17 protein-coding genes and 5 pseudogenes are annotated in these 25311 nt (G+C 52.5%); 8 read left to right on the forward strand and 14 right to left on the reverse strand.

Annotated elements, in window-relative coordinates; all coding sequences use genetic code 11:
• Positions 1 to 84: 84 nt before the first annotated feature.
• The 6 genes and pseudogenes from GRH90_RS02355 to GRH90_RS02380 all read right to left on the reverse strand — a co-directional run bounded on the left by GRH90_RS02355 (position 85) and on the right by GRH90_RS02380 (position 9977).
• Positions 85 to 1326, reverse strand: a complete 1242-nt coding sequence (locus GRH90_RS02355; protein WP_162364304.1) for an alpha/beta hydrolase-fold protein — start codon at positions 1324 to 1326, stop codon at positions 85 to 87.
• Positions 1323 to 1643, reverse strand: a pseudogene (locus GRH90_RS26125) (integrase core domain-containing protein); the annotation flags it as partial. The gene GRH90_RS02355 and the pseudogene GRH90_RS26125, both read right to left, overlap by 4 nt.
• Complete coding sequence (iroC, locus tag GRH90_RS02365; RefSeq protein WP_162364305.1) at positions 1588 to 5298, reverse strand: salmochelin/enterobactin export ABC transporter IroC; 3711 nt, start codon at positions 5296 to 5298, stop codon at positions 1588 to 1590. The pseudogene GRH90_RS26125 and the gene iroC, both read right to left, overlap by 56 nt.
• A gap of 165 nt (positions 5299 to 5463) precedes the next feature.
• Positions 5464 to 6579 (reverse strand): glycosyltransferase, encoded by a 1116-nt coding sequence (locus tag GRH90_RS02370; RefSeq protein WP_162364306.1) that lies wholly within the window; start codon positions 6577 to 6579, stop codon positions 5464 to 5466.
• Positions 6580 to 7371: 792 nt separating this feature from the next.
• Positions 7372 to 7540: pseudogene (locus tag GRH90_RS26130) on the reverse strand (IS630 family transposase); the annotation flags it as partial.
• 133 nt (positions 7541 to 7673) lie between these two features.
• Positions 7674 to 9977, reverse strand: a complete 2304-nt coding sequence (locus GRH90_RS02380; RefSeq protein WP_162364307.1) for a TonB-dependent siderophore receptor — start codon at positions 9975 to 9977, stop codon at positions 7674 to 7676.
• 306 nt (positions 9978 to 10283) lie between these two features.
• On the opposite strand from GRH90_RS02380, the pseudogene GRH90_RS26660 reads away from it, so the two are divergent.
• The 4 genes and pseudogenes from GRH90_RS26660 to GRH90_RS02395 form a co-directional block, all read left to right on the forward strand.
• A pseudogene (locus GRH90_RS26660) lies at positions 10284 to 10460 on the forward strand (transposase); the annotation flags it as partial.
• A 143-nt stretch (positions 10461 to 10603) separates the two neighbouring features.
• Positions 10604 to 10768: pseudogene (locus tag GRH90_RS02385) on the forward strand (IS6 family transposase); the annotation flags it as partial.
• A gap of 210 nt (positions 10769 to 10978) precedes the next feature.
• A complete protein-coding gene (locus tag GRH90_RS02390) occupies positions 10979 to 11122 on the forward strand; it encodes an SDR family oxidoreductase (RefSeq protein WP_162364308.1) in 144 nt (47 codons plus the stop codon).
• A gap of 82 nt (positions 11123 to 11204) precedes the next feature.
• Positions 11205 to 11483 carry a hypothetical protein gene (locus tag GRH90_RS02395; protein ID WP_162364309.1) on the forward strand — a complete coding sequence of 93 codons (279 nt, stop codon included), beginning with the start codon at positions 11205 to 11207 and terminating at the stop codon, positions 11481 to 11483.
• 422 nt (positions 11484 to 11905) lie between these two features.
• On the opposite strand, the gene GRH90_RS02400 is transcribed toward GRH90_RS02395, so the two are convergent.
• From GRH90_RS02400 to GRH90_RS02410, 3 genes are all read right to left on the reverse strand, one after another.
• The gene (locus GRH90_RS02400; protein ID WP_162364310.1) at positions 11906 to 12553 is read right to left on the reverse strand and encodes a Qnr family pentapeptide repeat protein; all 648 of its coding nucleotides are present in this window, start codon (positions 12551 to 12553) and stop codon (positions 11906 to 11908) included.
• A 124-nt stretch (positions 12554 to 12677) separates the two neighbouring features.
• Complete coding sequence (locus tag GRH90_RS02405) at positions 12678 to 13025, reverse strand: helix-turn-helix domain-containing protein (protein WP_162364311.1); 348 nt, start codon at positions 13023 to 13025, stop codon at positions 12678 to 12680.
• 173 nt (positions 13026 to 13198) lie between these two features.
• On the reverse strand, positions 13199 to 14653 hold the full coding sequence (locus GRH90_RS02410; protein ID WP_281352689.1) for an efflux RND transporter periplasmic adaptor subunit: 1455 nt from the start codon (positions 14651 to 14653) through the stop codon (positions 13199 to 13201).
• Positions 14654 to 14862: 209 nt separating this feature from the next.
• On the opposite strand from GRH90_RS02410, the gene GRH90_RS02415 reads away from it, so the two are divergent.
• From GRH90_RS02415 to ompF, 3 genes are all read left to right on the forward strand, one after another.
• Positions 14863 to 15414: a TetR/AcrR family transcriptional regulator gene (locus GRH90_RS02415; RefSeq protein ID WP_162364312.1), complete on the forward strand. Its 552-nt coding sequence runs from the start codon at positions 14863 to 14865 to the stop codon at positions 15412 to 15414.
• Positions 15415 to 15814: 400 nt separating this feature from the next.
• Complete coding sequence (locus GRH90_RS02420) at positions 15815 to 16699, forward strand: helix-turn-helix domain-containing protein (RefSeq protein ID WP_162364313.1); 885 nt, start codon at positions 15815 to 15817, stop codon at positions 16697 to 16699.
• Between the two features lie 1315 nt (positions 16700 to 18014).
• A complete protein-coding gene (gene ompF / locus GRH90_RS02425) occupies positions 18015 to 19106 on the forward strand; it encodes a porin OmpF (RefSeq protein ID WP_162364314.1) in 1092 nt (363 codons plus the stop codon).
• A gap of 146 nt (positions 19107 to 19252) precedes the next feature.
• On the opposite strand, the gene GRH90_RS02430 is transcribed toward ompF, so the two are convergent.
• From GRH90_RS02430 to GRH90_RS02445, 4 genes are read right to left on the reverse strand one after another with little or no spacing between them, the layout of a single operon-like run.
• Entirely contained in the window at positions 19253 to 20020 is a 768-nt protein-coding gene (locus GRH90_RS02430) for a DmsC/YnfH family molybdoenzyme membrane anchor subunit (protein WP_162364315.1), read from the reverse strand.
• A gap of 2 nt (positions 20021 to 20022) precedes the next feature.
• Positions 20023 to 20577, reverse strand: coding sequence for a 4Fe-4S dicluster domain-containing protein (locus GRH90_RS02435; RefSeq protein WP_162364316.1), 555 nt, complete (start codon positions 20575 to 20577; stop codon positions 20023 to 20025).
• The gene (locus tag GRH90_RS02440) at positions 20574 to 22865 is read right to left on the reverse strand and encodes a molybdopterin-dependent oxidoreductase (protein WP_162364317.1); all 2292 of its coding nucleotides are present in this window, start codon (positions 22863 to 22865) and stop codon (positions 20574 to 20576) included. The genes GRH90_RS02435 and GRH90_RS02440 overlap by 4 nt, the downstream gene beginning before the upstream one ends.
• Positions 22862 to 23479 (reverse strand): TorD/DmsD family molecular chaperone, encoded by a 618-nt coding sequence (locus GRH90_RS02445; RefSeq protein ID WP_162364318.1) that lies wholly within the window; start codon positions 23477 to 23479, stop codon positions 22862 to 22864. The genes GRH90_RS02440 and GRH90_RS02445 overlap by 4 nt, the downstream gene beginning before the upstream one ends.
• 440 nt (positions 23480 to 23919) lie before the next feature.
• Between GRH90_RS02445 and GRH90_RS02450 the strand changes: the two are divergent.
• Positions 23920 to 24276, forward strand: a pseudogene (locus GRH90_RS02450) (IS66 family transposase); the annotation flags it as partial.
• Positions 24277 to 24490: 214 nt separating this feature from the next.
• Here GRH90_RS02450 and GRH90_RS25875 read toward each other — a convergent pair.
• On the reverse strand, positions 24491 to 25135 hold the full coding sequence (locus tag GRH90_RS25875; RefSeq protein WP_178112988.1) for a hypothetical protein: 645 nt from the start codon (positions 25133 to 25135) through the stop codon (positions 24491 to 24493).
• Positions 25136 to 25311: the final 176 nt, after the last annotated feature.

Below are 25311 nucleotides of genomic sequence, written 5' to 3' on the forward strand. Positions count from 1 at the left end.
TCTTCTCTATATTCGCCTATTGATAACGGGATCCGAACGCCGTTTAACTAAGTACCTGGAAAGGTGTCCGGTTTTAGTTGACCGTTATAGTACGGTTAGTCCGTCGATGAGGGCTCCACGCCACCATGCAAAATCGTGGCCGCCGGTATAGATTGTAAGATCGCTATCTACGCCTGCTGCAAGTAGCCGTTGGTGCAATTGTTGGACATGAGGAACCATAGCTCCTTCCAAAGCGCCCACGCATAGCCGGATCCGCACCTGCTTCGGAGGCGTGGACAGCACGTGTTCGCTCACCCAGGAGGTATCATTTTCGGTGAACATGAAGGGACGTCTGCTCCTATCCGGCGTCCACCACAGGGAGGGAGAGTGGCATAGTACGGAGCCGAATATGCCCGGCGCATGCATGGCGGCCATGAGTGCGGTAACGCCACCAAGGCTTTGCCCGGACAGTACGGTATTTGAACGGCCAGCCCATGTTCTATCAGGATAATCCGCACGGACCTGAGGTACCAAGCGCTCGGCGATGTCCAGTACGACTTCGCTATAGCCACCCAGGATCGCAGAGCGATCGGATTCATCAAGGTTGTCGATTCCAAGCACCGCCAAGGGGCCGATACGGCCGTTATTGATGGCGACATCGATGGCCCCAAGGACACCTATGTGGTCGAACCACGTTTCAGCATCGAGCAATACAAGTAATCCCAAAGGCGCCGACCTGGGTACGTCGGGAAGATAGAGGCGAACGCGGCGCTTGTGGCCGGCGACCAAGGGATAGGAAGTGGCGAGCACGCCGCGCTGGGCACGTGGTACCCCAGCCCACTCGCTTTGTTCTGGGGCCAGCTCCAGGGCCAGGATAGACTCCTGTGCGTCCCCTCGTACGTTAATGCCCGGTGCCTGGTTAAGCGGGTCGGGCTGACCGGCAAACGCAGGGCAGCGACCACCAAGCTGCGAGATCGATTCAGGTGAGGTTCCCTCTGGAATTTCGATAATCGTGTATGAGCCGCGGTACGTGGCCGGCAATCTTAGTGTCAGCGTCCAGATGTCGCTAGACGGGACGTGGGCCATTAGCCCCTTGGCGACATTGCTTTTGTCGGTCACACGGTTCAAGCGGACATAAACACCCTGCAGCGGCTTTCCCGAGCGCCATAAAAAGGTGACCTCGCGGTCGTCGCTTTTACCCTGAACCTCAGCGGCCAGAGGAATATCGACAGATTCAACGTCACGCCAGAACCGGGTGATGTCCAGCGATGCGCTTGTTGCCAGCTGTGTGCGTACGCGTGCTGCGGCGCCGACATCATCGGGCGTTAAGGGCGGTATATTCCTCATTTTTGGCATTCCATGAAATATAAAGGTGGTGTGTAGTGTAGTGACCAACAACAATTGATCACCACATTAGACTGTTCATGGAACAGCCGCTCTGATTCATTTGGCGTTAGGCCGCCATTATACCCACGGGGGCTGATTGCGTTGCAATAACCCCGTGATATAGCGGTTTATGGCAGACCGGACCCCGGTGTGCCGCTTTGATAGCCGGTCGCCGGCACCCATTCTGCCTTAAGACTCCTAAAGAACCGTTCCATCGGGCTGTTATCCCAGCAGTTCCCCCGCCGGCTTATGCTCTGCGTTATCCGATAGTGCCGCAGCGTGGGAAACGGCGGCACCAGCGCTATCACGCCACAGCCGCGCGTAGAGGCCATCCAATGTAAGCAGCTCCGCGTGCGTACCGTATTCGGCGATACTGCCCCCCTCCAGCACGGCGATCGCATCGCATCGACAGGCGGTGGTGAGTCGATGGGCAACCACAAGCGCCGTTCGGCCATAAGCTCGGGCGCCATCGGCCAGAGACGTCATTAGCGTCTCCTCTGAAGAGCGATCCAGGCGTGAAGTGGCCTCGTCGAGCAACAGGACATGCGCATTGGCAAGCTGCGCGCGGGCCAAAGCAATGAGCTGGCGCTGTCCAGCCGATAAGTCCGTCCCACCGTTGTTCACCGGGGTCCGAAACCCCTGCGGCAGGGCGCGCATCGTATCGAACAGGCCAACCTGTAGCGCTGCGCTTTCAACCTCCGCATCCGTGCTCCATGGACGCGAATAGCGAATGTTCTCGGCGATGTCGCCACTGAACAACGCCACATCCTGCTCTACCAAGCCCACCTGGGAACGATAGTCGGCAAGTGACATCTCTTCGACGGCACGTCCGCCGATGCGAATCTTGCCGCTCGAGGGGGAATATAGCCCGGCGATCAGCTTGACCAGGGTAGACTTTCCGGCACCGCTGCGGCCCACCACCGCCACTACCGAACCCGCCGGTATGGACAGGCTTAGTCTATCCAGTGCAGGCTCACTGCCGCCGGGATAACGAAACGTTACATCTTCCAGCCTAAGCTCTCCCTGCATGGGAACTAGCGAAGACGGATCCGAAGGTTCCATATCCTCCGCTCCCTCTGTGGCCAACAGTGCATCAATATGCTTCCCGCTGGCGGAAGCTTGCTGGTAGGCATCGACAATACCGGACAGTTGCTGTACCGGCCCATAGAACTGCCCCAGCAACAAGAAGAATCCCGCCAGCACGCCTGCCGTCAACTCACCTTCGGCGACGCGGGATGCACCCACTAACAGCACGGCAGCGTAAGACGCCTCGGTACAGAATGTAAGGAATGGAAAGTAAACGGCAAGATATTTTTGAGCACGCACGCGGGTGGCGCGAAAGCGATCCGACAGCGCACGCAGCTTGGCTGCCTCCAGATCCTGCTGCCCATGCGATTGCACCACGCGAAGCCCTGACACTTTCTCTTGCAGGGTGCTATTTACTTTTCCGATCTCTATGCGGGCCTGGGCATGGGCGGGTGAACTCAAACGGCGGTAAATCCATGTCGCAAGTATGACCACCGGGACACCGCCTAATGCCACGAGTGCCAGGACAGGGTCGAGCCAGAACATAGCTACCGCAATGGCTACCATGGTGACCAGGCTGGTTGCAGCGCCGGCGAGACCGTTTTGCAGAAACCGCGCCAGTGCGTCCACGTCTACTGTCATTCTGGTGAGCCGGGTATCGACGTTCTGCTCGTGGTAAGGCAGGCCTAGCCGCAACAAATGGCCGAAGCTTCTTAACCGAACCGTGTGCTGCACGGTTTCCGCCGCACGCGCCGAGACCACTGTCTGCAATGAATAGCAACACCAACTGACGGCAACCAAGCACAGGGCGAGCGCCGCACACATCCCGATCATGGCCAGGTTGCCCACGGCTACGCCCGTGTCGATACCACGCTGCAACAGCACGAGCACGCCGACGTTCGCTGCCGAATCAACCGCGATCAGCATGGCGGCAGCCACAAACATCCACGCTACAGGGGCTAACAGCGATGCTACCCGCCGCCCTTTACCTGCCTGTGCCAACCGCACCGCCCGTTCGGGCACGCGACTCATGCGTTCACGGAAACCTTCGCCAGCCATGGCCGTGGTGTCTTCATCGCCCTTACCACCAGGGTCCGCCAGGGAGGAGACCGGCTCGGGCCATAGTACCGAGGCCAAAACCGAGGATTTCTCCAGGAAATCGCCCGCGCTTGACATGAGGGAACGGAATGCCGGACAGCGCGCCTCAAGCTCAGCCTGTGTGCCGATGTCGGCAACGCGCCCCGCCTCAAGCACCACAATCCTGCTGGCCAACTGCAACGTCGAACGCCGACGTGCTATAACCAGGAGCATGTGCCCATGGTCGGAATATCGGCCAAGTGCGGCGTTGATCTCCGCCTCGGTACCTGCATCAACCGCCGAAGTGGTGTCGTCCAGGATCAATACGCTTGGAGCCGTAAGCAACGCACGGGCGAGAGCAATGCGCTGTCTTTGTCCACCGGAGAGGTTGGTACCGCGCTCGGTAAGCTGGGTCTTGAACCCCTTCGGTAGCGCTAAAATGAAGGCGGTAGCTCCGGCCGCGTCGGCTGCATGACGAATGTCCTCCTCCGTGGCATCTGGATGACCATAGGCGATATTCTCGGCGACGGTGCCGGCAAACAGAAAGGTATCTTCGAACACCACGCCGACCGCGCGACGCAGCTCATCCAGTCTGAGATCGGCAATATTCTGCCTACCCCGCTCAGTTTTGAGCCACAGGTGCCCGGCGGTCGTATCGTAGAACCGTGCAAGCAGCATCAACAAGGTCGATTTACCCGAACCAGACGCGCCCACTATGGCGATAGTCTCTCCCGCACTGATTGAAAATGACACATCGCGCAGTACGCCGGCACCGCAGCCGTAGTTGAATCCAACACCCTCCAATTCCAATCCAACAACCTTTCCAACAACGGACTGAGAGCCATCTTGCATTTGCGGCCGGGTGTCGATGAGTGAGAAAACGCGCTCTACCGAAGCCTGGGTACGCTGAGCAATAACCAGGAACGAGGCAAACACCCGGGTAGGACCGGTCAGCATGGCGAGGAAACTGGCAAAAGCCACGAAGGTTCCCAGGTCGATCCGTCCAGCCATCACGGACCATCCGCCGAAACCCAGCAGCACGATTTGGCCGAGCACCGGGAATGCCAGCATGGTGGCGCCCGGCATGGCCTGGGAGATCGCCGAACCGATGCGCACGCGCACCATATGCCGCGACTGGCGGTCCAGCCATCTCATCTCACGCAGCTCCCCCACACATGACTTGACGATGGAGATCTGCGTCAGAACCTCACGCATGTGCTCCGTCAGGTGAGCGAGCCTGTCCGAAGCCAGGCCCGTCTGCGCAAAAACACGACGGCGCGCGCGCAGCGCCGTAACGGCTAAACCGGCCAGCACGGCGACGACGATTAGCGTCATGGATGGCGACATCCACAACATCACCGCGAGACCCGCAACGTAATAGGTGAGGACGGCCAAAGGCACAGGGCACATCTGCAACAGAGTATGCATCTGCTGGAGATCGCTATTGGTGCGCGAAATGACCTGCCCCGTACGCAGGGCGTCTTGTCCGGCGCCATCAAGTTTTTGGATACTGTCGAAAGCCCTTCCCCGCAAAGTGTGCTGAACCCACAACGAAAGTTCCCCGGCATAGCCGCGGCGCAGGTAGTTGCCGACGAAATCGAACAGTGCAATGAACAGCAGTCCGGCGGCGAGCCATGGCAACCCGGTGGGATCGCCCGCCAGTGCATCGTTAACCGCCTGGCGGGTAAGTAAAGGCGTCAACGCGGCCAGGACAATCGTCGTCACCGAAGCAAGCACCACAATGATGCTTAACGTCTTACGTTCCCAGCACACGCCGGCAAGGCGAACTATCCAGGAGCCAGCCGGCATTGGGGAATGGGCAGTGGGCATCAAGCCTCCTTCATCTGCGATAGAACAGATCCATGGGTGCAGTCGGCAAACCGCACCCAGACAGATCCAGTTGAACATTGCGTCAGGGCAGGCCCCCGCTGGAATCCTTGGCGGATAAAGGCTGCGCCATCACGCTGGCGTGACATAATCGTAGAATGGCCGTAGTCAGCCGTGTTCCAGTTTTGCGACCAGGCTTTCGGCAACCTCGGACGGACTCGCTTGCGTAGCCATTTCGGCAGCGACCTGTGCTGAAGCTGCACGCAGTGCGGTATTACCCAGGAATGTATTGATCAGGACACTAGTCAATCCGTCCTCGCCGGGGATGATCCCGCAACCCCGCTCCACGACAGCCTTGGCATTGACAGGACGATCCGCCCCTTGGCCAAATACGATCTGCGGTATCCCGGCGTGCAAGGCCGTCAGGGTGTTACCCGCCCCCCCATGATGAATAAATCCATCGGCGCCGTTGAGAAACACGCCCATCGGAATCCAGTCTACAAGCCGCACATTTGGCGGCAGCTTTCGTAAATCAGAACGCGCATTAGCTGATAGCTGTAAGATGATGTCGGCATCCACCTCATCGGCCGAGTCCATAACCCACGAAATCAGATCCAGCCCATCGACCATGGGCTTGACGGTGCCGAGACTGACCAACAAACGTTTTCTGTCCGGCGCCCTCTCCCACCATTCCTCCCAGACCGCCCCTCCGTTGTAGGGTACATACTGCATTGAAATGATGGGTTCGCCTTCATTCTTCAGAATACTCATGCTCGGCGGCGTGACATCGATCCATGCAAGATCGCGCGGCGGCGCATCGACACCGTGGCGGGTGTAGGCATCGGCCAACGATCGCGTCACCCCTTTTATATGCCAGGGGGTGTGGGCAAATCCCACGGTTTGCATGACCACGGGGATACCATACCTAGCCGCAATTAATGGCCCTACCACGCCAAGTGGCGGATACACGATCAGGTCGGGCTGCCATTCCCCGGCGAATTCAACCAGGCGGTCAGCCATCTCTTCACTAAAGAAAGAGAAGTTCCCCATTCTGGTGCCTATATTGCCGTTCTTTCGCATATCTTCCTGGCGCCGATAGCCGGCCTCCGAATCGAATCCGGGCGCGGCATCGAACGCCACCAGGCCGGCCTCAGCCGCCTTTTGCGCAAATTTTCCTGCGCTCGCGATCACAACTTCATGCCCATTCACACGAAAAGCCTGGGCAAGAGAGAACACTGGATACAATAGACCGTACAAAGGTGGACCAACAAAGAGAACACGCATGAGAAAATCCCTCTCCGTTTGACGAACTGAAATCCGAAAGTTAACGCAAACACCCAGCCCGCTGAGGCGGCCATGCATTCCCAGTCAAGCCACCGATCGGCTAATCGAAGCTGAGACCCCTTTTAATTCCGATGGGGGCGCTTTATCGGCGACTTAGCAACGTAACCAACGCAAACTATTGCTTAACCACCGTGCGACGCCTCTATCGAATCCGGCTATCCATCTCCCGACTACCGATAACGCTTTATGCGTTATTGTCCTGAATTAACGGCACTAGGGACATTGCCATTCGGCCAGGCTTCGCCCTGGTATTATGGGCATCCGCAGGACGAGGTGCGTCTGGTGAACAGGCTTTTTGTTTATAAGTCCTGCTTGAAAGAAAAAACTCATTTCATCATCCTGTTTGCAACAGTACCCGTTGACCTGCCTGGGAAGTCCTTATAGATGTTCCGCCTTCCCTTCTCTCCCTTTTAGACCGCCCCCGTAAGACACAAGTCAGATAAAAAACTAAATTTACGAATACTAATGATAATAATTACTAATATCATTAGCGCTTGCAAGCATTATCTGACACATCAGTGAAATTATGAATGCGAGTAACAACGGTTGCACGCCTACGGCGTAAGCCTGTCTGCTTCGCAGACACGACGGTTTTCATGCCTTGCTCCCCACGTTGAACTCCGCAGCATGTCTATCTTGCGCCCGGTAAAACGCCTCTTCACCATCGATGAGGACTGGAACCGCTTCCTCGAACCATACGGCGACTGCGTCGGCGAATGGACCCGGCTCCTCATTTGCGCGCACGCAGCGCAGCGTTCCGGCAATGTCACTGACGCGGTCGCCAGGGCGCAACTCCAGCATGGCTGTGAGTCTGCGGGCATGGTTTTTGTCCCGGGTTTTATGGATACCTTTCTTCATCAGGCTACGTTCGGTGTCGGGGTATCTCTGTTATGCCCGGCATTGCCCAGTCCGGTTGGGGATTTAATGCATTGGTTATTACCCCGTCTGATAAACCAGGATAATTGATTGTACAGGCTGCGAGGGGGATGCCCCGCTCGCAGCCCTTATACGTCAGGATGCGTTATTTGTTTGCATCAGAAATGCATTCCTAACTGCATGTAGTAGGTTCGGCCCGACTCGTTATAAGTATTAGCCCCTGCCCCCCACAGATATGCGCCAGTCGTAGCATTACCGGTGCTTTGGGCGTTGCCCTCACGGAAATGACGTTTGTCGAACAGATTATCTATCCCGGCAGTAACATCCATGTATTTATTTACGTTATAGGTTGCGCTCATGCCAGCCAGCGCATAAGGAGCTACCTGCCGGGTTTCGCTACCTGAGGTGGGTTCCCCTTTATAATTATATTTTTTCGGTTTCTGACGGCCATACCATGTCAGCGTGCCCTGAACTGACAGATCATTGGTAGCCTGCCAGTTCAGCGTCGAATTAATCGTATATTTGGGGATAACAGACAGGTAATCACCGGAAGTTTTATTTTTGTTTTCGATGATATAGGTGAAGTTATTATTTATCTTCACCGTATCGGTTATCGGGAAGTTGAACGTTCCTTCCAGACCCTGAACGACTGCTTTAGGTACATTTTCCCATTTGTAAACATCTGAAGTACCGTTGTTGTACTCCGCCTCGTAGCCACTTTCAATTTTATCGCGGTAGTCGTTGCGATACCAGGTCAGACCGGCCTGCACGTCATCATGTTTAAATTCAAGTCCGACCTCTTTGTTGACGCTGGTCTCAGCTTTCAGATCACGATTCCCCTGTAAGTAGCAGGAACCAGCGCTGGCATAGCAGCCCTGGCCTCTACTGTATAACAGGTAGTTGGGATTGGTCTGATACAGGTTCGGAGCTTTCCATGCACGGGCTATGCCCAGCTTCAGCGTGAAGTCGCTACTCAGTTTCTGGGAGAGATTCAGGGACGGGCTCCAGTTACTGCCGCTGATGTTCTGGTGATTGAATCGAATGCCTGGTGTCAGAAGGGTGGAATCAGTCAGCTCAATATTATCTTCAGTAAAAATGCCATAAATATCAGCCGAGCTGTTTATATCACGTCCGGAACTGGAAATCCCGTTAACCGAGCCGCCCGCCGTGGTGGATTCGATATTCGACGCGGGATCTTTCATGGCCTGATGATTCATCTCCGCGCCGAAAGTTACGGTTTGATTGACCCACAGGTCGAATGGGATATTAACCTCTGAGTGCAGATTGGTGTCATACAGCGTAATAGTAGAAAAGCCTTCATTAGAAGGGCTGAAAATCCCTGCGATGCCTCCTGAAAGGCCTTCATTGAGCCGGGTATTGCGTGTTTTTTCAAACTGAACATAGTTATTGGTAGTGACGCCGTTGTCCCACAAACCGGTGTATTTAAGACTGAGTGTCTGACGATAGAGAATGTTAGTTTCCTTGCCGTAATATTTTTTAACCAGAGCATTACTGTTCGTGTTTTGTGTATCACCAGCATACAGGTTGCCCTGGCGACTAAAACCGGTATCAAGCTCCAGTGTCTGCTGTGGCATAAATTCCCAGCGCAGGGCAGAATTAATGTCTTTATTAATGAAGCCCTCGCGACCGGATGGATAGGTGCCAGCGTAGGCTCCAATCCGTGGAGTTGTGTGACTTTCGTTGATGTCCTGCGCATCAGCCTGTGTTTTATTCCAGTTACCGGAGAGACGCAGGGTCAGGTTGTCAGCCAGTGCCCCACTTAAACTGGCATTGTAGCGTTTGGTGCTTCCTTCAGATTTGTGTTCTGGCACGTTGAAATAGCTGTTGAAATTGCCATGCCACTCTTTGGCTGCCGGTTTGGTAATGATGTTCACCACTCCTCCCATAGCGCCGCTGCCGTACAGGGCGGCTGCCGGGCCACGAATGACTTCAATGCGGTCGATCATTTCCGGCGGCACCCAGTTAGTATCACCCCGGGTATCACGTTCATCGCTCCAGCCATAACGCACCGAGTTGCGGCTGCTCACTGGCATGCCGTCAACCAGAATCAGGGTATTCTCAGGTCCCATGCCGCGTATATCAATCTGGCGGTTATTACCACGCTGGCCACTGTTAGAGTTCCCTGTGAGGTTTACACCAGGCATGGTACGGATAATTTCGGCAACATCGCGCTGGATGGGGTGTTTTTTGATTGCCTCGCTGTCAATGATCGACACACCAGGCGCCTGCAGGTTTTGCTTCGCCGCGGTGACCAGGATGGTATCGCCCGCCGTTGCGGCGGTGTCGTCGTCGGCAAGCGCTGACGCGCCGTCTCTTGCGGGGGGTGATACCGGTGCTGTGGTAGTACTGTCGGCCGCAGGCGCGGCCAATGGAAGAGCCAGAGTTCCCAGACCCAGACTGATTAGGGTCGCTAAGGAGTAACCTGAGAATGTGGTATTCATATGTTCCCTGATCTGTAGCCGATCCGGAGACTGCCCAGGTGAAATCCGGCAGTATGGACGGCCTGATATGTTATGAAGTTGATAAAATAAGCAGTTTTTTCGGCAACTGCCCGTCGGCAAAAATGTAATGTTAAATCGCTGTTAACATTACGTTATTCCATCGTTCAGCCACTCCCTTGACAAATAAAAACGGCCCTTTCTGGAACTTTTACACAATATTGCAAATAGAAATAATTATCAATAGTATTAAGCTTGCGTTTCGCATTAAAAATTTATGTTTAGGTTTTAAACGAGGAATCACGCCCGGTGAAAAAGTCACGATACACCGAAGAGCAGATTGCCTTTTCCCTGAAGCAGGCTGAGCTGGGTACGCCAGAGCCGGAATTCTGCCGCTAACTGGGCGTATCTGATGCTACCTTTTACGCGTGGCGCAAGGAACATGGCGGAATTTCCACGTCGGAACCGAAGCATATGCGGCATTTAGCGATTTCCACGAATGCGTCGCACATCGGGTTCGGGGACGTTGTCGACAGCATAGAGACGTCGTACGGAATAGGCGTCTCGGGCCTAGAAATCCCGAGGAAACGCACGCCGATGGGCCTCGTCGCGGTGAGAAAGCGTGGGCCATACACCGGTATTGCAAATACGGCATCAACTACCGCGAACTGCAGAAGATGCTTGCCAATCGGGGCGTCTACGTCGATCACACCACGTTTTACCTCTGGGTTCAGCGCTATGCGCCTGAGCTTGAAAAGTGGCTGCGCTGGTACTGGCGTAATCCCACTGACCTTAGGTTGTTCTGCAGAAATTTGGTGTTTGTAATGTGCGGGTATGAAGCATTTATGGCACGCATGGTGCGCGGAATCCGGTTGCGAAGACGACCAGGATGACCAATACCATAGCGGCCCCTGCCAGGGAGGTGGTCCACTAGCCACCGTCGTAATAGGTAGCCGCTCCCAATGCCGATCCCATTGCACCGCAAAGGAATATGACAGTCATGTATGCCGCGTTCAGGCGGCCGCGCGCCTCTGAATCGAGGCTCTGGATTTGAGATTGCCAACGTCGCGCTTTTCCTGGCGTCGGATGAGTCGAGCTATCTGAGCGGGGCCGGACTGGTTGCAGATGGCGGCTTCTCTATTGCCTGACGGTTGAGATTTTCAGCAATTTTTAATTACGTGAAAGATTGACCTGTTTATTGAAATTTATGTCATTAAGAGGACTTATTTTATGGGTTTTGTAAAAAATGTTTTAAAAAGCCAAACCTGGCCGGTTTTCCAAAATAAAGAAAGCTTATTCGAAGCGGATGTGCTTTCTGTCCTGTATGAAACCAGCAAAGAAGTATTGCAAGCGATCATCCCTCCTGTAAGGCAGGCTATTATCTACTTGACTGTTCTGATAGGTTGTCGCGATATAATGAGAGAAAGTATTGCCGTCATTTTACCCAAACTTATAATTAAAATAAGGGATTTTATTATAAGCCGAATCCGCGCGAAACCATTTCATTGAGTCATTGACATCGGGCGTAACTTTATGACCAACTTTATTAATGACTAATGTACCCGCGTTAGGAACCTGCCAGCGTAGCCCATAAGTCCAAGCGTAAGCCCATTATTAATGATGATTAAATTAACCTATTATTCATGGATGCATATATACTTTAAATGCTCTGTATATGTTCTCTTTCCAAACAGCCATTTTCTCGCTCTACAGGAGATTGGTTTCTCAATGTCACGCCTTAGCCCAGCCGCAATGATTTCTTCCAATAAACTGGATCAGACAAAACTGGCGTTCCCTGCCATGCTTTTATCAGGGGCGAGGAGAGCCGTGGTGAAAAAATCAGAATTTTCCGAAGAACGCTTTGCCTCTCTCTAGAGTGGAGTGTGCTTCCGCTGGCGGCATGCTCGATAAGCAATGATCATTTCCCCCGGTTAATTGACAACGATGATGCCGAGCCGCCCCATTAATTCCGACACCTGGTCCGCATCCAGCTTTGCTCCTTCCAGGTTAGTACTGCGAACATCCAGTTCGCCCAGTGCTGAATTGGTCAGGTCGCACTGGGTGAAATTGGCGGTTTGCCAGTCAAAAGAAGAGAATTCACCACCGGAGAGGTCGGAACCGCAAAAGGTAGCGCCCAGGACATTGGCGCCATTCCAACGGTTTTCCCATAACTCGCATTTTTCAAGGATAACCTTTGAAAAATTGGTATAGCTTAAATTATTTTTGATAATGTAGGCACTGCAAAACCAACTGCGCGAGGAGATCCGGTTCATGAAACTGGCACCGCGAAAATCCGCTCCCTGCGCCCTGCACTCCCTTATTTCTATCCCCAGCGCATTGATATTCCGTAGGTTATTCATCGTCAAATCACAGGTTCTAAAACTTGCATCCTTTAACGTTGCATGGCTGAAGTTACACCCTATCTGACTTTCATGGTCGTAAAACTGACAGTCGATAAATCGTGTTTCCGTCAGGTCGCTACCGGAAAAATCACAATCAAGAAATGTGCAGTTTTCGACCGCTGCCCCGGTAAACCGATCGTGGGTAAACTTCTCGCTACGATAATCAAACAAAGCCATTTCAGCTCCTTTTTTTTTAAACAGTGATATTGGAATCATATCTCCTCGGTCAACGGTGTACTTGGCTGCTTAAATACCCCCTTCATTTTGAGATATCCCGGCCATCTGGTCTGCTGACTTATTCCTACATTGGCTCAAAGTTACAGAGACTATCTCTTCTATATCGCGACGGCGTCACCTTATATTTTTTCTTGAAAGCCCGGATAAAGGCTGGCTGTGAAGTGTATCCAGATGTAATCGCAATCGTTATCATCGACTCTTTGCTATATTTCAATTTTTTTGCCGCCATCTCTAATTTTTTATCGCGAAGATAATCACCTAAAGTAATGTGGGTCGCCTGATAAAAAAGTTTTTGCAAATACCATTTCGAATAACCCGCCCTCTGAGCAAGATCTTGAATGCTAAAGGGCTTATCCATATTGTCTTGCATCCATACGATAAGTCTTTCAATGAATGCATTTCGGGTTGTCATAGATCATTCCCTCAATTCAGAAAACGCATTGACCCTGGTTTCTCGAACGTATGAAGGGCATTCCACGTTCACAGCGATGACCGCAAATATCTCTTGCCCCGGTACGTTTATGGCATGTCGGCCTGCCAACCTCCGCCTAAGGATTTAAATAACGTAACCAGCGCAATCTGCCGCTATGCGGCGATGTCAATTAGCGTGTTTTGGTTTGAAAAATCAGTACGCTGAGCCTTCAGGAAGCGCAGGTAGTCGTCCACCCCGGCGTCATAACGCGCTTGTGATAACCGCAACGACGCCGTGCTGGATATCGCCAGCGAACGTCGCGACGCTTCCTCGCGACGTAGAGTATCGGTGGCCGCCAGCGCGTCCGAGACCTCTTTGAACGCCGTCTGGATAGCGTGCTCGTACCCGGCCACGGCAATATCCTTTCTGGCCTCGGCCAGATCAAGGTTAGCGACGTTGCGGCCACCGCTAAAAAGATTGGCAGGGTAAGCCGCGGTGAGAACGACCAGGCGCGCTGACCTTGTCGGACCAGCGGTACCGCCGATGATTATCCGTTCGCCGGACTTAAGGCCGCCGAGGATATGCCACTCCGATCCCTGCATCGTGCCGGTAGTCACCGGGCGCGCTTCTACGATGTCATCCTTGCCTATCAGCAGAACCTGCGCCTTGCCTTTCGTACTACGGCGCACAGCGCGCTGCGGTACCAGGATCGCATTCGGGTCAACACCCTGCTGGGTATGCACCCGTACGTACATGCCGGGAAGCAATAACGCATCCGGATTAGCGAGCTGGCCGCGCAAAGACACCTGGCCGGTAGTGCGATCCACGGTGATGTCGGAGAACAGCAGATGGCCGTCGCGCGTCTGGTCAGTGCCGTCGACGGTGACCGAGATCCACGCGCCCTGGTCCCGGTCCTGCGCCAGGCGGCCTTCGGCGAGCGCGGCACGCATGCGTAGTACATCGGCTACCGGCTGCTTGAAATCGGCATAGGCCGGGTCGAGTTGTTGGATGGTCGCCAGGGCGGTAGCCTCGTTCTCTCCAACCAGGGCGCCTTCGGTCACCTGGGCCCGGCCGATACGCCCGGAAATTGACGCCCTGACCGTGGCATCGTCCAGTTCCAGCCGCGCCGTCTCGACGTCGGCCTGGGCCGACTGTCGCGCGGCCAGCGCGCTTTTAAGCGCGGCCTGGGCGGCATCGAAATCCTGCCTGCTCACCGCCTCGATCTCAGCCAGCGGCGTATAGCGTTTGACCGCAGCCCGGGCGTCAAACAACTCGGCATCAGCCTTGGCCAGCTCGCCCTGCGCCCGCGACAACGTGGCCTTGAACGGTGCGGGGTCGATCTGGAACAGCACCTGTCCGGCCTCGACATCGGCACCCTCCTCGAAGTTGCGGCTGAGCACGATGCCGGCCACACGGGCGCGCACCTCGGCCACGCGGTCCGGTTCAGTGCGCCCGGGCCATTCATGGGTCAGCGTCAATGGCCGCGCCTGCACGATAATCGCTTGTACCGCCCGGGGTGTGGCATTGGGTACATCGTTGTCCCCGTCGCATCCGCCGATCAGCAGCGGTGCCGCTATGACAACCACCATCAGGGACCATCCCCGCACGCCTCGGTGTTCAAGCATCATGGAACTCCTAGAGTTAAAAAATCAGTAGCGGCTTCAAAGATATTATTTTAATCAAAAGGAATCAATATAGATTCATAAAAAACTTTATAGGTTTTTAAAGTGTGTTATAAGTTCTTACAACATGATGTATGAAAACATGGCTACAAAATTGTTATTTTGAATTCCGTATGATTCAATAGTATCCAAGAACATCCGCTCAGGAGAAAAAAATGGCAGTCCTTAGCCCACATACGGAAGACAATGAAATCCTTGCATCACTGGCATTGGCGCTTGTCGATGACCAACGCGCGACCCTGCAAGAGCTGGCCAGGGCTATCGGCATCAGCAAGGCGACTCTGTACCGCTTCTGCCATACTCGCGAACAGCTGATTGAGCGGCTGACAAACCATAGCGTCCAGATGTTTAACCAAGCCATGCAAGCTGCGGAACTGGATAGCTCTCCACCTCGTGAGGCTCTCGGTCGCCTGATATTCAACAATCTGCAACACCGGGAAATGACCTCGTTCCTGATGTTTTATTGGAAACCGAATAATTCGTCGGATTTGGGTGCTGTAACGGGTTGGGAGGCTGCTATGGATGCATTCTTCCTGCGGGGCCAGCAGAAAGGTGTGTTCAGGATCGATATCGCCGCGCCCGCGCTGACGGAGATCTTTGTCAGCATCCTTGTAGGGCTGGTGGAGGCCGAGCGTCGGGGCCGGGTTGCCAAGGCAGGTTTGGCGACCTTAATTGAAGGGGCCTTTTTAAAAGGCGCTTTACGCTAATATCGAGTGACAATAAGTTAAACCTTTTCTTTTGATGGCGGGAGGGATGGTTTTAAATAATCTGCTGCGGTTATCGCTTTTACTTTTTGTATTGCTGATGCTGTCATTATTTTCGTTTCACGTAGCCATCTGTTCAAAAAGGGAAAAAATGATTTTAATGACACTCATTATAAAAATAAGCGGAAATAACCTGATGACCTGGTGGTGACAAGGCGTTACCTACCACGTACTCCCGGTGGCGCAAAATGCGACCAGCTCATAGACAGCGATGGCGGTGGCAGGCCGTCCCTTTATCGTCCGTTTTTCGCCAATCGCTGTTCAGGATGAAGTGTTTTGCCGTGAGCTGAAGTACACACCGTATTCAGGCAAATAGCTCTTGAAATTTAAGGTGACAGAAGCTGTGAATACCGCCCAATTAAATGTAATAAGCGTGTTACTGGACTGGTTAGAAGGTAATCTGGATCAGCCTTTATCCTTGGACGACGTGGCCGCAAAGGCGGGCTATTCAAAATGGCATCTGCAACGCATGTTCAAGTATGCCACCGGCCAAAACCTCGGCGCCTATATCCGGGCGCGGCGGTTATCCAGAGCCGCGGTGGCCTTACGCATAACGAGCCGATCCATTATGGATATAGGATACTGGTATCATTTCGACTCACAGCAAATTTTCACTCGTGCCTTTAAACGACAATTTGCGCAAACGCCGGGATCTTACCGCAGCGCCGCAGACTGGCCGTTTGCGAGAATTTACCCGCCAATAAACCTGGGCGTAGCCAGGATACCGACGCCTGATTTCATTACCTTGGACGAAACACGCCTGGTCGGCGTGACCAATAGTTATTGCAATACATTGGAGCAGATAGATGATTTTTTCCGCCAAGACATAAGACCCCGTCTCTGGCACCAATACCTCGAAAAAAGCACAACCCTTCCACCCATGCTTTACGGACTGAATCGCCTGGTTCCGAGTGACACAAAAGGACATAGACAGGCGGATATGATTTTTCACTACACGACCGCATGCAAACCAGGACAACTACAGCAACATATGTCGGAGGGGCAACCGGTGGTGGTTGAGAGGGGAACATATGCAAAATTTACCTATGAAGGTCCTGCCGCCGATCTACACAATTTTATTATACTGGCATACGGCACGGCTATGCCGAACCTGGGTTTAACGCGTCGTCAGGGCCATGACATCGAGTGTTTCTATTCACAATCGGAGCATCAATGTTCAACGAATTGTATATTGCATTGTGAATATCTTATTCCTATCCGGAACTGACTGGACTTACATACTCGATAAAACCCTAATTAATTGCCCTTAGATAGCAATTACTCCGCTCATTCAATAATAAAGTGAATTCTGCCAAAAATTGATCTCACTAATGTACAATCAACAAGGGAACGTTCATTGACTTTAAGATAGACCTTGTGACGCCTCCGAAGATAAACTCGCTCGATCGGGTATGATCTGTATGCCTCCAGGACAATGAAATCAATGTTATGTTCTGCAACATACTCCATAATCACGGTGGCAACGGGGCGGCCATGTGATAATAGCGAATCAAGAGCGGCCTTGACTTCATGCCTACTCATATAAAGCAATAAATACGCACCAATCTCACCATGCGATGGATGTTTTCCTGGGTCAACTTGTTTTATAGATAGGTTGGCCTTCACGCTCAATTGTCTGCCATATTTAATCAGACGCGGGATATCCAAAGCAATTGATTTCGGAAAACGCTTTTGTTTCTGAGCCGTGACCATTCAATTTAGCAAAAAAAAGATATTCGTCCAACGGGGAGTCGACCCGCCCAGCCTGAAAAGCAAGCCTTACCGCCACCTGGGCACACCCCGAAAAGTGCGCTAACTGTGGAAATAGTCTTATCCGGAGTCACCACCGCCATGTCCTCCATTATATCTTCAGTCAATATAACTACTCGATATGGTTATGAGGATTGTGCTTTAAATGCTAGAGCATCTGAATCTTCTTATTTATGAGCGAAATCGCAAAAAAATTGATTGTGTAGGTAGAGAACTTTTTCTCACCCGTGCTGACCTGCGATGAAGGGACCGATTTAACCACTGAATAAAATATTATCATTGGCTTCTACTTCCATTAAATGCCATTAGGATTATTTTTATCTTTTTTTGATTAATCGTAGAAATAGAATTTTGATTTTACGTGTTATTTTTCATAATAATAGTCATTCTTGTCAATAAATGTTTTATGATAATAAGTGTTATTTATGACCCATGATGTTATTACTGATATTAAGTGTTGTAAGAAAAAACATGGCATCCTTTTGCATTTGGATTTCATAGAAATAATAAAACATAGATCACAAAAATCCAAATTCTTTATTTTATTTTTTAATGAAATCGCGTTAATATTTTTGCTCCCAATGGTGCTTCCTGTGTCTGCTCGATGCGCTTCTCGCCTTGGCCGGGGATGAAAAAGACCAAGGCACTATTTAATCGATAAGGCCGTTTATGCAAACAGGTGGCCTTGCGAAACCTCATCATAATTATACGTGTGTATAGTGGCGCGGGCATAAGCTCGTATTTAATAAAAATACTTTATGAGGTATAGTTTAATGAAACAAAGCATCCTGGCAGTGATAATTCCGGCATTGTTGGCGTCCGGTGTTGCCGGCGCAGCCGAGGTATATAACAAAGACGGCAACAAGCTCGATCTTTACGGCAGATTGAATGGCTTGCACTATTTTTCCGACGATGACGGTTATTCTTCAGATGGCGATCAGTCTTATGCCCGCCTTGGTTTTAAAGGTGAAACGCAAATAAATGATCAGTTGACCGGCTACGGCCAGTGGGAGTATCAATTTAGCGCTAACAACAGTGAAGGCGGCAGCGACGCGCAAAATGGCAACAAAACCCGTCTTGGTTTTGCCGGCTTGAAATTTGCCAACTTCGGTTCTTTCGATTACGGCCGCAACTACGGCGTAGTGTATGACGCGCTGGGCTGGACCGATATGCTGCCGGAATTCGGTGGCGATACCACCTACCAGGATAACTTCATGGTTGGCCGGACTTCCGGCGTGGCCACCTATCGTAATACCAGCTTCTTCGGCCTGGTGGATGGGTTGGACTTTGCCCTGCAATATCAGGGCAAGAACGACCGCGATGATATCGCCCGTTCAAATGGCGACGGCTATGGCGGTTCGGTGTCGTATGTCTCCCCTATCGGTATCGGCATCGTCGGAGCCTACGCCTCATCCGATCGTACCAATAACCAGAACAGCGCCACGTATGGCCAGGGTGACCGGGCCGAACAGTGGGCCACCTCGCTGAAGTATGATCAGAATAATATCTACCTTGCCGCGACCTATGGTGAAACCCGTAACGCTACCTATATCGACGGCACCACTCCGCTCGGTACCAGCGTGGTCGGTTTTGCCAACAAAACCCAGGACGTGCTGGTGGTTGCGCAGTACCAGTTTGATTTTGGCCTGCGCCCATCCATCTCCTATGCCAAATCCAAAGGCAAGGATATTGAAGGCATTGGCGATGTCGACCTGATTGAATACTTTGAAGTCGGCGCCACCTATTACTTCAACAAAAACATGTCCACCTATGTTGACTACATCATCAACCAAATTGATGATGACAACCGCCTTGGCATTAACAGCGGTGACACGGTCGCGTTAGGCTTGGTTTACCAGTTCTGATAGGTCCTGTGGCCTTCCTTCTCGAAGGCCATGTCCGCGGGGCCACTAAGCCCCACGGCATTATTCAATTTAACTTGCTTCGGTAAAGCCCAAAATATGGCCACTTGCGACCCCATGGACGTCTAATATCCCCATGTAGTATGGCGTCAGTAGGGATGGCCAATATTCACTACCGTACTGATGGTATCGCCAAAGAAGGCTAACCGGCTTAACACAACAGCCGCCAGTGCGACCGCTGCCGTCGCCGGCACGCTCTTTTCGCGTCGCACGGAAAGGAGAAATGCCAGAATAAAACACAGGATACTGCCCCAGAAAAATAGCGAGGCGCCCCATGTCCTGGCGGTCATTTGCATAATAACGCCGCCGCTGCTCCAGATAAGCGGCACGATAATCAATGACAATATGAACAGTACTATACCCTGCCGCAACAAGGGCGACGAAGGCGCGTCGTCCAACAAGGGCATACAGGCCGCGCCCATCACCCAGGCGGTCAGGAAGTAGTACACCATGGGCAGGCCGTTGGCGACTGCCGCCATTGCCGGCGCGGCGTAGGTCAATCCTTGGACGATCATCAGCACAATGCCGAACAGCGCGGCGGCCAGCGTCGCCAATTTTTGTCCGTTGGTAAGATACGCCGCGGCGATCGCCGCGGCGAAGGCACCTGCAGCCACAATCTCGCGGCTCAACCAGGCGTGCCTAATATTGATTAACGCATAATAGCCATGGAACGGATAAGATAGATGAAAAGAAGCGGCGAACAGCGAAATCAGCAGAATAACGCCGATGATCAGCCAGCCTTTGCGTTGCAGCCGGCTTTCGGCCGACCAACGCCGCCAGGCGAGAAATATCGCCATGCCCGCGGCGGTCTGACTCAATGAGGTAAAGATCACCAATGGGAGTTGATACTGTTCCATAATCAGTCTCCTATCTGCTGTGGCAGGCGCGGCATGATAAACCGAGTGCCGGGATTCAATTCGGGCATAAAGGGATAACCTGGCGGATATTGCACCGCATTGGCGGGAAGCTCTCGGCTATCGAGGTCGATCAGACTGAGCGCGCCGACCGGGCAGGCCTCAACGCAGGCCGGCAATAAACCGACATCCAGACGTTCATAGCACAGACTGCATTTTTCCGCTTTACGGGTTTGTTCGTTGTAACGAGGCGCGCCATAAGGACAGCAGCGGATACAGTTCTTACAGCCGATGCAGCGCTCAGGGTCATGCACTACCACGCCATCCGCCCTTTTGGTGTACGCCTCAACCGGGCAGGCATCCAGACAGGCTGGATGTTCGCAATGATTACACGCCAAGGAATAAAACGCCCTTTCCTCATGGGGATAGATAGCGGCATCCAGAGGATACACATAGCGCCAGAATAAACTCGGTTCGAGCTGGTTGAAGCTCTTGCACGCCATGGCGCAGCCCCGGCAACCGACGCACTTGTTACTATCGACCAAAAATGCGCGTCTCATGCTGTAACACCTCCCTTGGAGGCCGGAGCATGCGTGATTTCCATATCGACGAACTGGCTATGGATCGCTGAGCCCGGCGCGCCGGTTTTCATTAGCCCCATATCGGATGACGTGTCATCCACCACATTCTGCACATTAAACGCGTTTTTGGGGAACCAGGCCTCATACATCACCAGAAAATCCTCCGGTACATTTTTTGTCAATTGCGCCCGGACCACCACTTCGCCAAGGGGGTTGAACACCCGGACCCAATCATTTTCGGCAATGCCTTTCTTGCGCGCTGCCGCGGGATGGAGATACACGAAAGGTTCCGGGTAAAAAACTTTGGTCCAGTCCAAGTTGATAAATTGTGAATGGATGCCGAACAACGCATGGGGAGTAAATAAATGAAAGGGCATATTTTTCTCCCTTCCTGGTTTGAACTCCGGTAATGCCGTAAAGCCATGTTCTTGGCACAAATCCGATTTGAATTCGTATTTACCTGATTTGGTCTTGAACTTGCGGTCGTGCCAGGCGGCGGTATTGTCGAGCTTCGCCTTGACCGGCCCGTCCAGTAATTCTTCCCAGGAAGAAATGCCGAACATCTTGTGGATGCCATCGTTAAATTCTTTACCCACCCATTCCCGGCTATCCACTTCCTGGGGGAAAGTGCAGGAACCCGGCGCCAGCCTGTTCATGGCCCGGGACAGGGCGGCCGCTATTTCAAGATCCGTCTTGCTTTCGTACATGGGTTTGATAGCCGGCTGATTAATAGAAAGCCAGTAGTGCCAATAGGAGACCGAGATATTCCATTCCTCCAGTAAGGTGGTCACCGGCAACACGATATCTGCCTGTTCAACGGTCTGATTGAAGAACTGATCGACGCATACGACCATTTCCAGCTGTTTGAAAGCGCGTTGCATTTTGTTGCGATCGAAGTCCTGCGAGAAGGGGTTCTTGCACGAAACCCACAGCATACGGATCGGCGGGCCATTGGTGTCCAGTATTCCCTGGGCCGTTTTGTTGATATTCAAACTGCGATCGGTGTATTGCACGGCGGTTTTGGCCGCGAAGTCGAATTCGCCTTTTGGCCCTTGCGGTCCAACAAAACCCACGGCGTCAGCAGGGGGTTTCTGGGCCATGGCGTAATAATTAAAACCCCAGGTTTGCAGATGCCCATAGCGAGCGCCGCCGCCTTCCAGCCCAATATTGCCGGTCATGGCGACGAAGGCGTCGATGGCACGGACATTGACGCCGCCGTTGATATGCCGCTGCATACCATAACCTATCCAAATCGTCGCTGGCTTCGCCGCGGCGAACTCTTCCGTCAATTGACGAATGGTTTCTGCTGGCAGACCGCATTGCTCCGACGCCCATTCGACGGTGATATTATCCCGTAAATATTGGGCGAATTCAGGGAAGCCATGGGCGTATTGGGTAACAAAGGTCTGATCCACCAGCCCCTTATCCAGGAGGTGGCGCGCCATCCCCAGCGCCAGCGCGCCATCCGAGGACGGACGTACCCGCAGGTAAAGATCCGCTTTGGCCGCGGTCTGCGTGAGCAGGGGATCGATGACCACGACTTTGGCCCCGTGCTCGCGCGCCCGATAGAGGTATTTCATTGTATGGATCGAGCACCAAGCCGGGTTGGCGCCCCAAATGATGATATATTTCGCTTTTACCAAATCCTCGGGATCGTTGCACCACATATCGCCCATATCGTAGCTTTGGGCGTCGATGCCGGCCGGCCAGCAAGGTGTGCCGACAAAGCGCGTGGTGTAGCCCAGGGAACTCATCATCCCTTCCACGCCGTAATTCATGATGCCGAGGTTGCCGGAGTATTTTGTTAAGGCCAGTCCCAGCAGCGAGCCATCTTTTTTCTTGATTTCCAGCATTTTGGCGGCAATTTTGTCCATCGCCTCATCCCAGGAGATGCGGCGCCACTTCCCGGTTCCGCGGCCGTCCTGAATCATGGGATATTTAATCCTGTCGGGGCTATAGGCGCGCCTGGGATAGGTCAACCCTTTCACGCAAGGCATACCCTGTGTAAAAGTGGATTCCTTGGCCCCTTCCACATAAGTCACGATGCCATCCTTGACGTAGGTTTTCAGGCTACAGGTATCAAAACAGTTGCGCGGGCAGGCATTGCGAAATATCTGGTAATTCTTAGGGTTATAAGGAATAGGTGGTTGCGCCGCTGCATCTTTGGCCAGCAGAAAACCGCCTGGTAACGCCAACACCGCGCCGGCGGCGACTATTTTTTTTATAAATAGGCGTCTGTCGGGAAATTTAGGTCCATCACTTATCATGATATTCTCCGTCGTAAATCATCAAACCAAAGTGACAAGACCTTGGAAATTGCAAATAACAAGGGGGTTTGCGCGCCGTGCTCAATGCGCACGATAAATTTGGGCAACCAGCGGCTCATATGGTCGCCCACCAGCCAAGCCAGAGCTTCCTCATATACGTGCTGTCGGGGAATGTGATTTATCAACAGCAAACAAAGTTCTATTTCATAGGAAACATGATCATCGGGTATCTGGTTTTCATTGCGTGACGACAAACCGAGCGCATGGAGGAGTTCACGAATTTCCTGGGTGCTGTTACCCATTAATTGCGGTTCTTTCTCTATATAGACAGAGGCATAAGGCGGGGCAAGCAAGGCTTGCGGCCCCACAAAAAGGCGATTAAAATCGTATTCGGCGTCCTGCCAATCGGCATCGGCAAACGATGCGGGAAAAGTGATATGTGCTCCACAATGTTCCTCAAGCTTATTAACAGAATGAATCAATGTTTCTCTTTGGGAAAACATATAGAAATCACGTAATAATAATCCGACTGAATTCCAGTCAGACAATGAAAATGAGTAAGACAAAGAGGATAATTCCCCTGGCTTGGCCGATGTATTCAATTCTGTTGTCATAAGTTATGCATTTGTAAAATTACCGGATGGCATTCACTAATGACCTTACACTACCAATGGTTATAATTTTATTGATCAATCCCTCAAATTCCATAAATACATTTTTCGTTTCTCTTTGTATTTATCAGCAGCGTTATAAGTAGCCAATTTTCGGTGAAAAGGTCAGTCTTTTGGTGGTTTGAACATGTCGGATATATATCCTTTTAGGGAGCAATCGTTATATAAATATAGTTATAACGAGAGTACAAAAGCATGGTAATCGTACGCCCAGTGCCGTCTGTTAAATACCCGTCAAGTTGTCGAAGATGATGTCCATTATTTTTTAATGGGCGCAATTCATGAAACAAACCTCACCAAAACCCTTAAGACGTCGTACCATTTTTCACTGGACTGCAAGATTAATCTGGTTGAGCAGGCGCTTCAATCCGTTGTATGAAGGAGGCCATATCCGCGAGGTCGGGTTGCATGGCGCACGCCCGGCGTAAAATCCATGATATTCCCGTGCGGCATCCGTCGCCGACCACCACCGAAGCCCTGCATCGGATAGGTGGGCTGTATGCGATCGAAACCGACATCCGGGGGCACCCGCCGAAGAACGACGACAGATGCGCGAAGCGCGATCCCGGCCGTTACCCATCGGTCTGGAGGGCTGGGCCAGGGAAAAACTCACCACGTTCTCGCGACAGGCCGATACGGCGAAGGCGTTCAACTACCTGATGAACCACTGGCGGGCGCTGTGTTATTACAGCATCGGTGGCTGGGCGGAGGTCGATAACAATATCGCGGAAAACGCGCTCATCTCTGCTGATTAACAGTCAATACTGCACTGGCTGTACGTTTACGACGATACCCGCTAACCATGCGAATTTTATTGCCGCTATGGCAGAATTGTGGGTTCGGGCCACCATCGAAAAGAAATCCCAGAGTTCACTGGACGACAACGATATTCTTGCTGCCTAACAGACGCTCTCCATCAGGCAGCTTTGATTCGGTACGTTAATGACATCGACTCTATTCGGCGATCGTGGTAGCCGGTGTTGTCGTTTCTGGTGTCGTGGTCGTTGCCGGTGTAGAGGGGGTTGCTGGCGTCGCGGTTGTCGTCGGCGTCGTTGTTGCAGCCGGTGTTGTTGCCGTTTCTGGTGTCGTGGTCGTTGCCGCTGTAGAGGGGGTTGCTGGCGTCGCGGTTGTCGTCGGCGTTGTTGTTGCAGGTGCGTTAAAGATCACTTTAGTAGACGGACCGACTGAGAATTTAGGCGTCGTACCCGTTATGGCATAATTGACGTGCTGCTCGATGAGCGGTTCCGTCGTCACCTCTACCGCTGGAATGGTTACACGGCCCACTAAAGAACGTGCGTAGCCGCCGATTTTATGTTTACCCGCACTGACGTGCAGCTCAACGGTTTGGCCTATGGCAAGAATACCGGCATCGGTACCATCGACGGTTACGTAGATCGGCACACCATCGTCTGACTGAGTGGGAACATGGGTAACGGTCACCACCGTAGGTCCGGAAGAGAAATCTACAATATCGGCTTTAGCCGGGGTCAAGGCTGCACTGACCGAGGACTTGGCTGCTGAAGTTGCCGCTGTAATCTTTGCACATCCGGTCAGCATAAGCGCTGCGGTGATGACAATCAGGGTGAAGCTGTTAATCATGTTGCGGCATTTTCCTATCAGATTTTTGTGACTTGGTTAACATCATAACCGATAACGATGTTGAGATGAATGTCAGGCTGACGATCTTCACAAAAACCGGACGAAATGAATATTAACCGAAACACCCACCCTCGCCTCTCCCTAAGTGGCGGACACGGCTTTTTTAGGTATGGGTG

Source organism: Acerihabitans arboris (assembly GCF_010131535.1).
Taxonomy (GTDB): domain Bacteria; phylum Pseudomonadota; class Gammaproteobacteria; order Enterobacterales; family Enterobacteriaceae; genus Acerihabitans; species Acerihabitans arboris.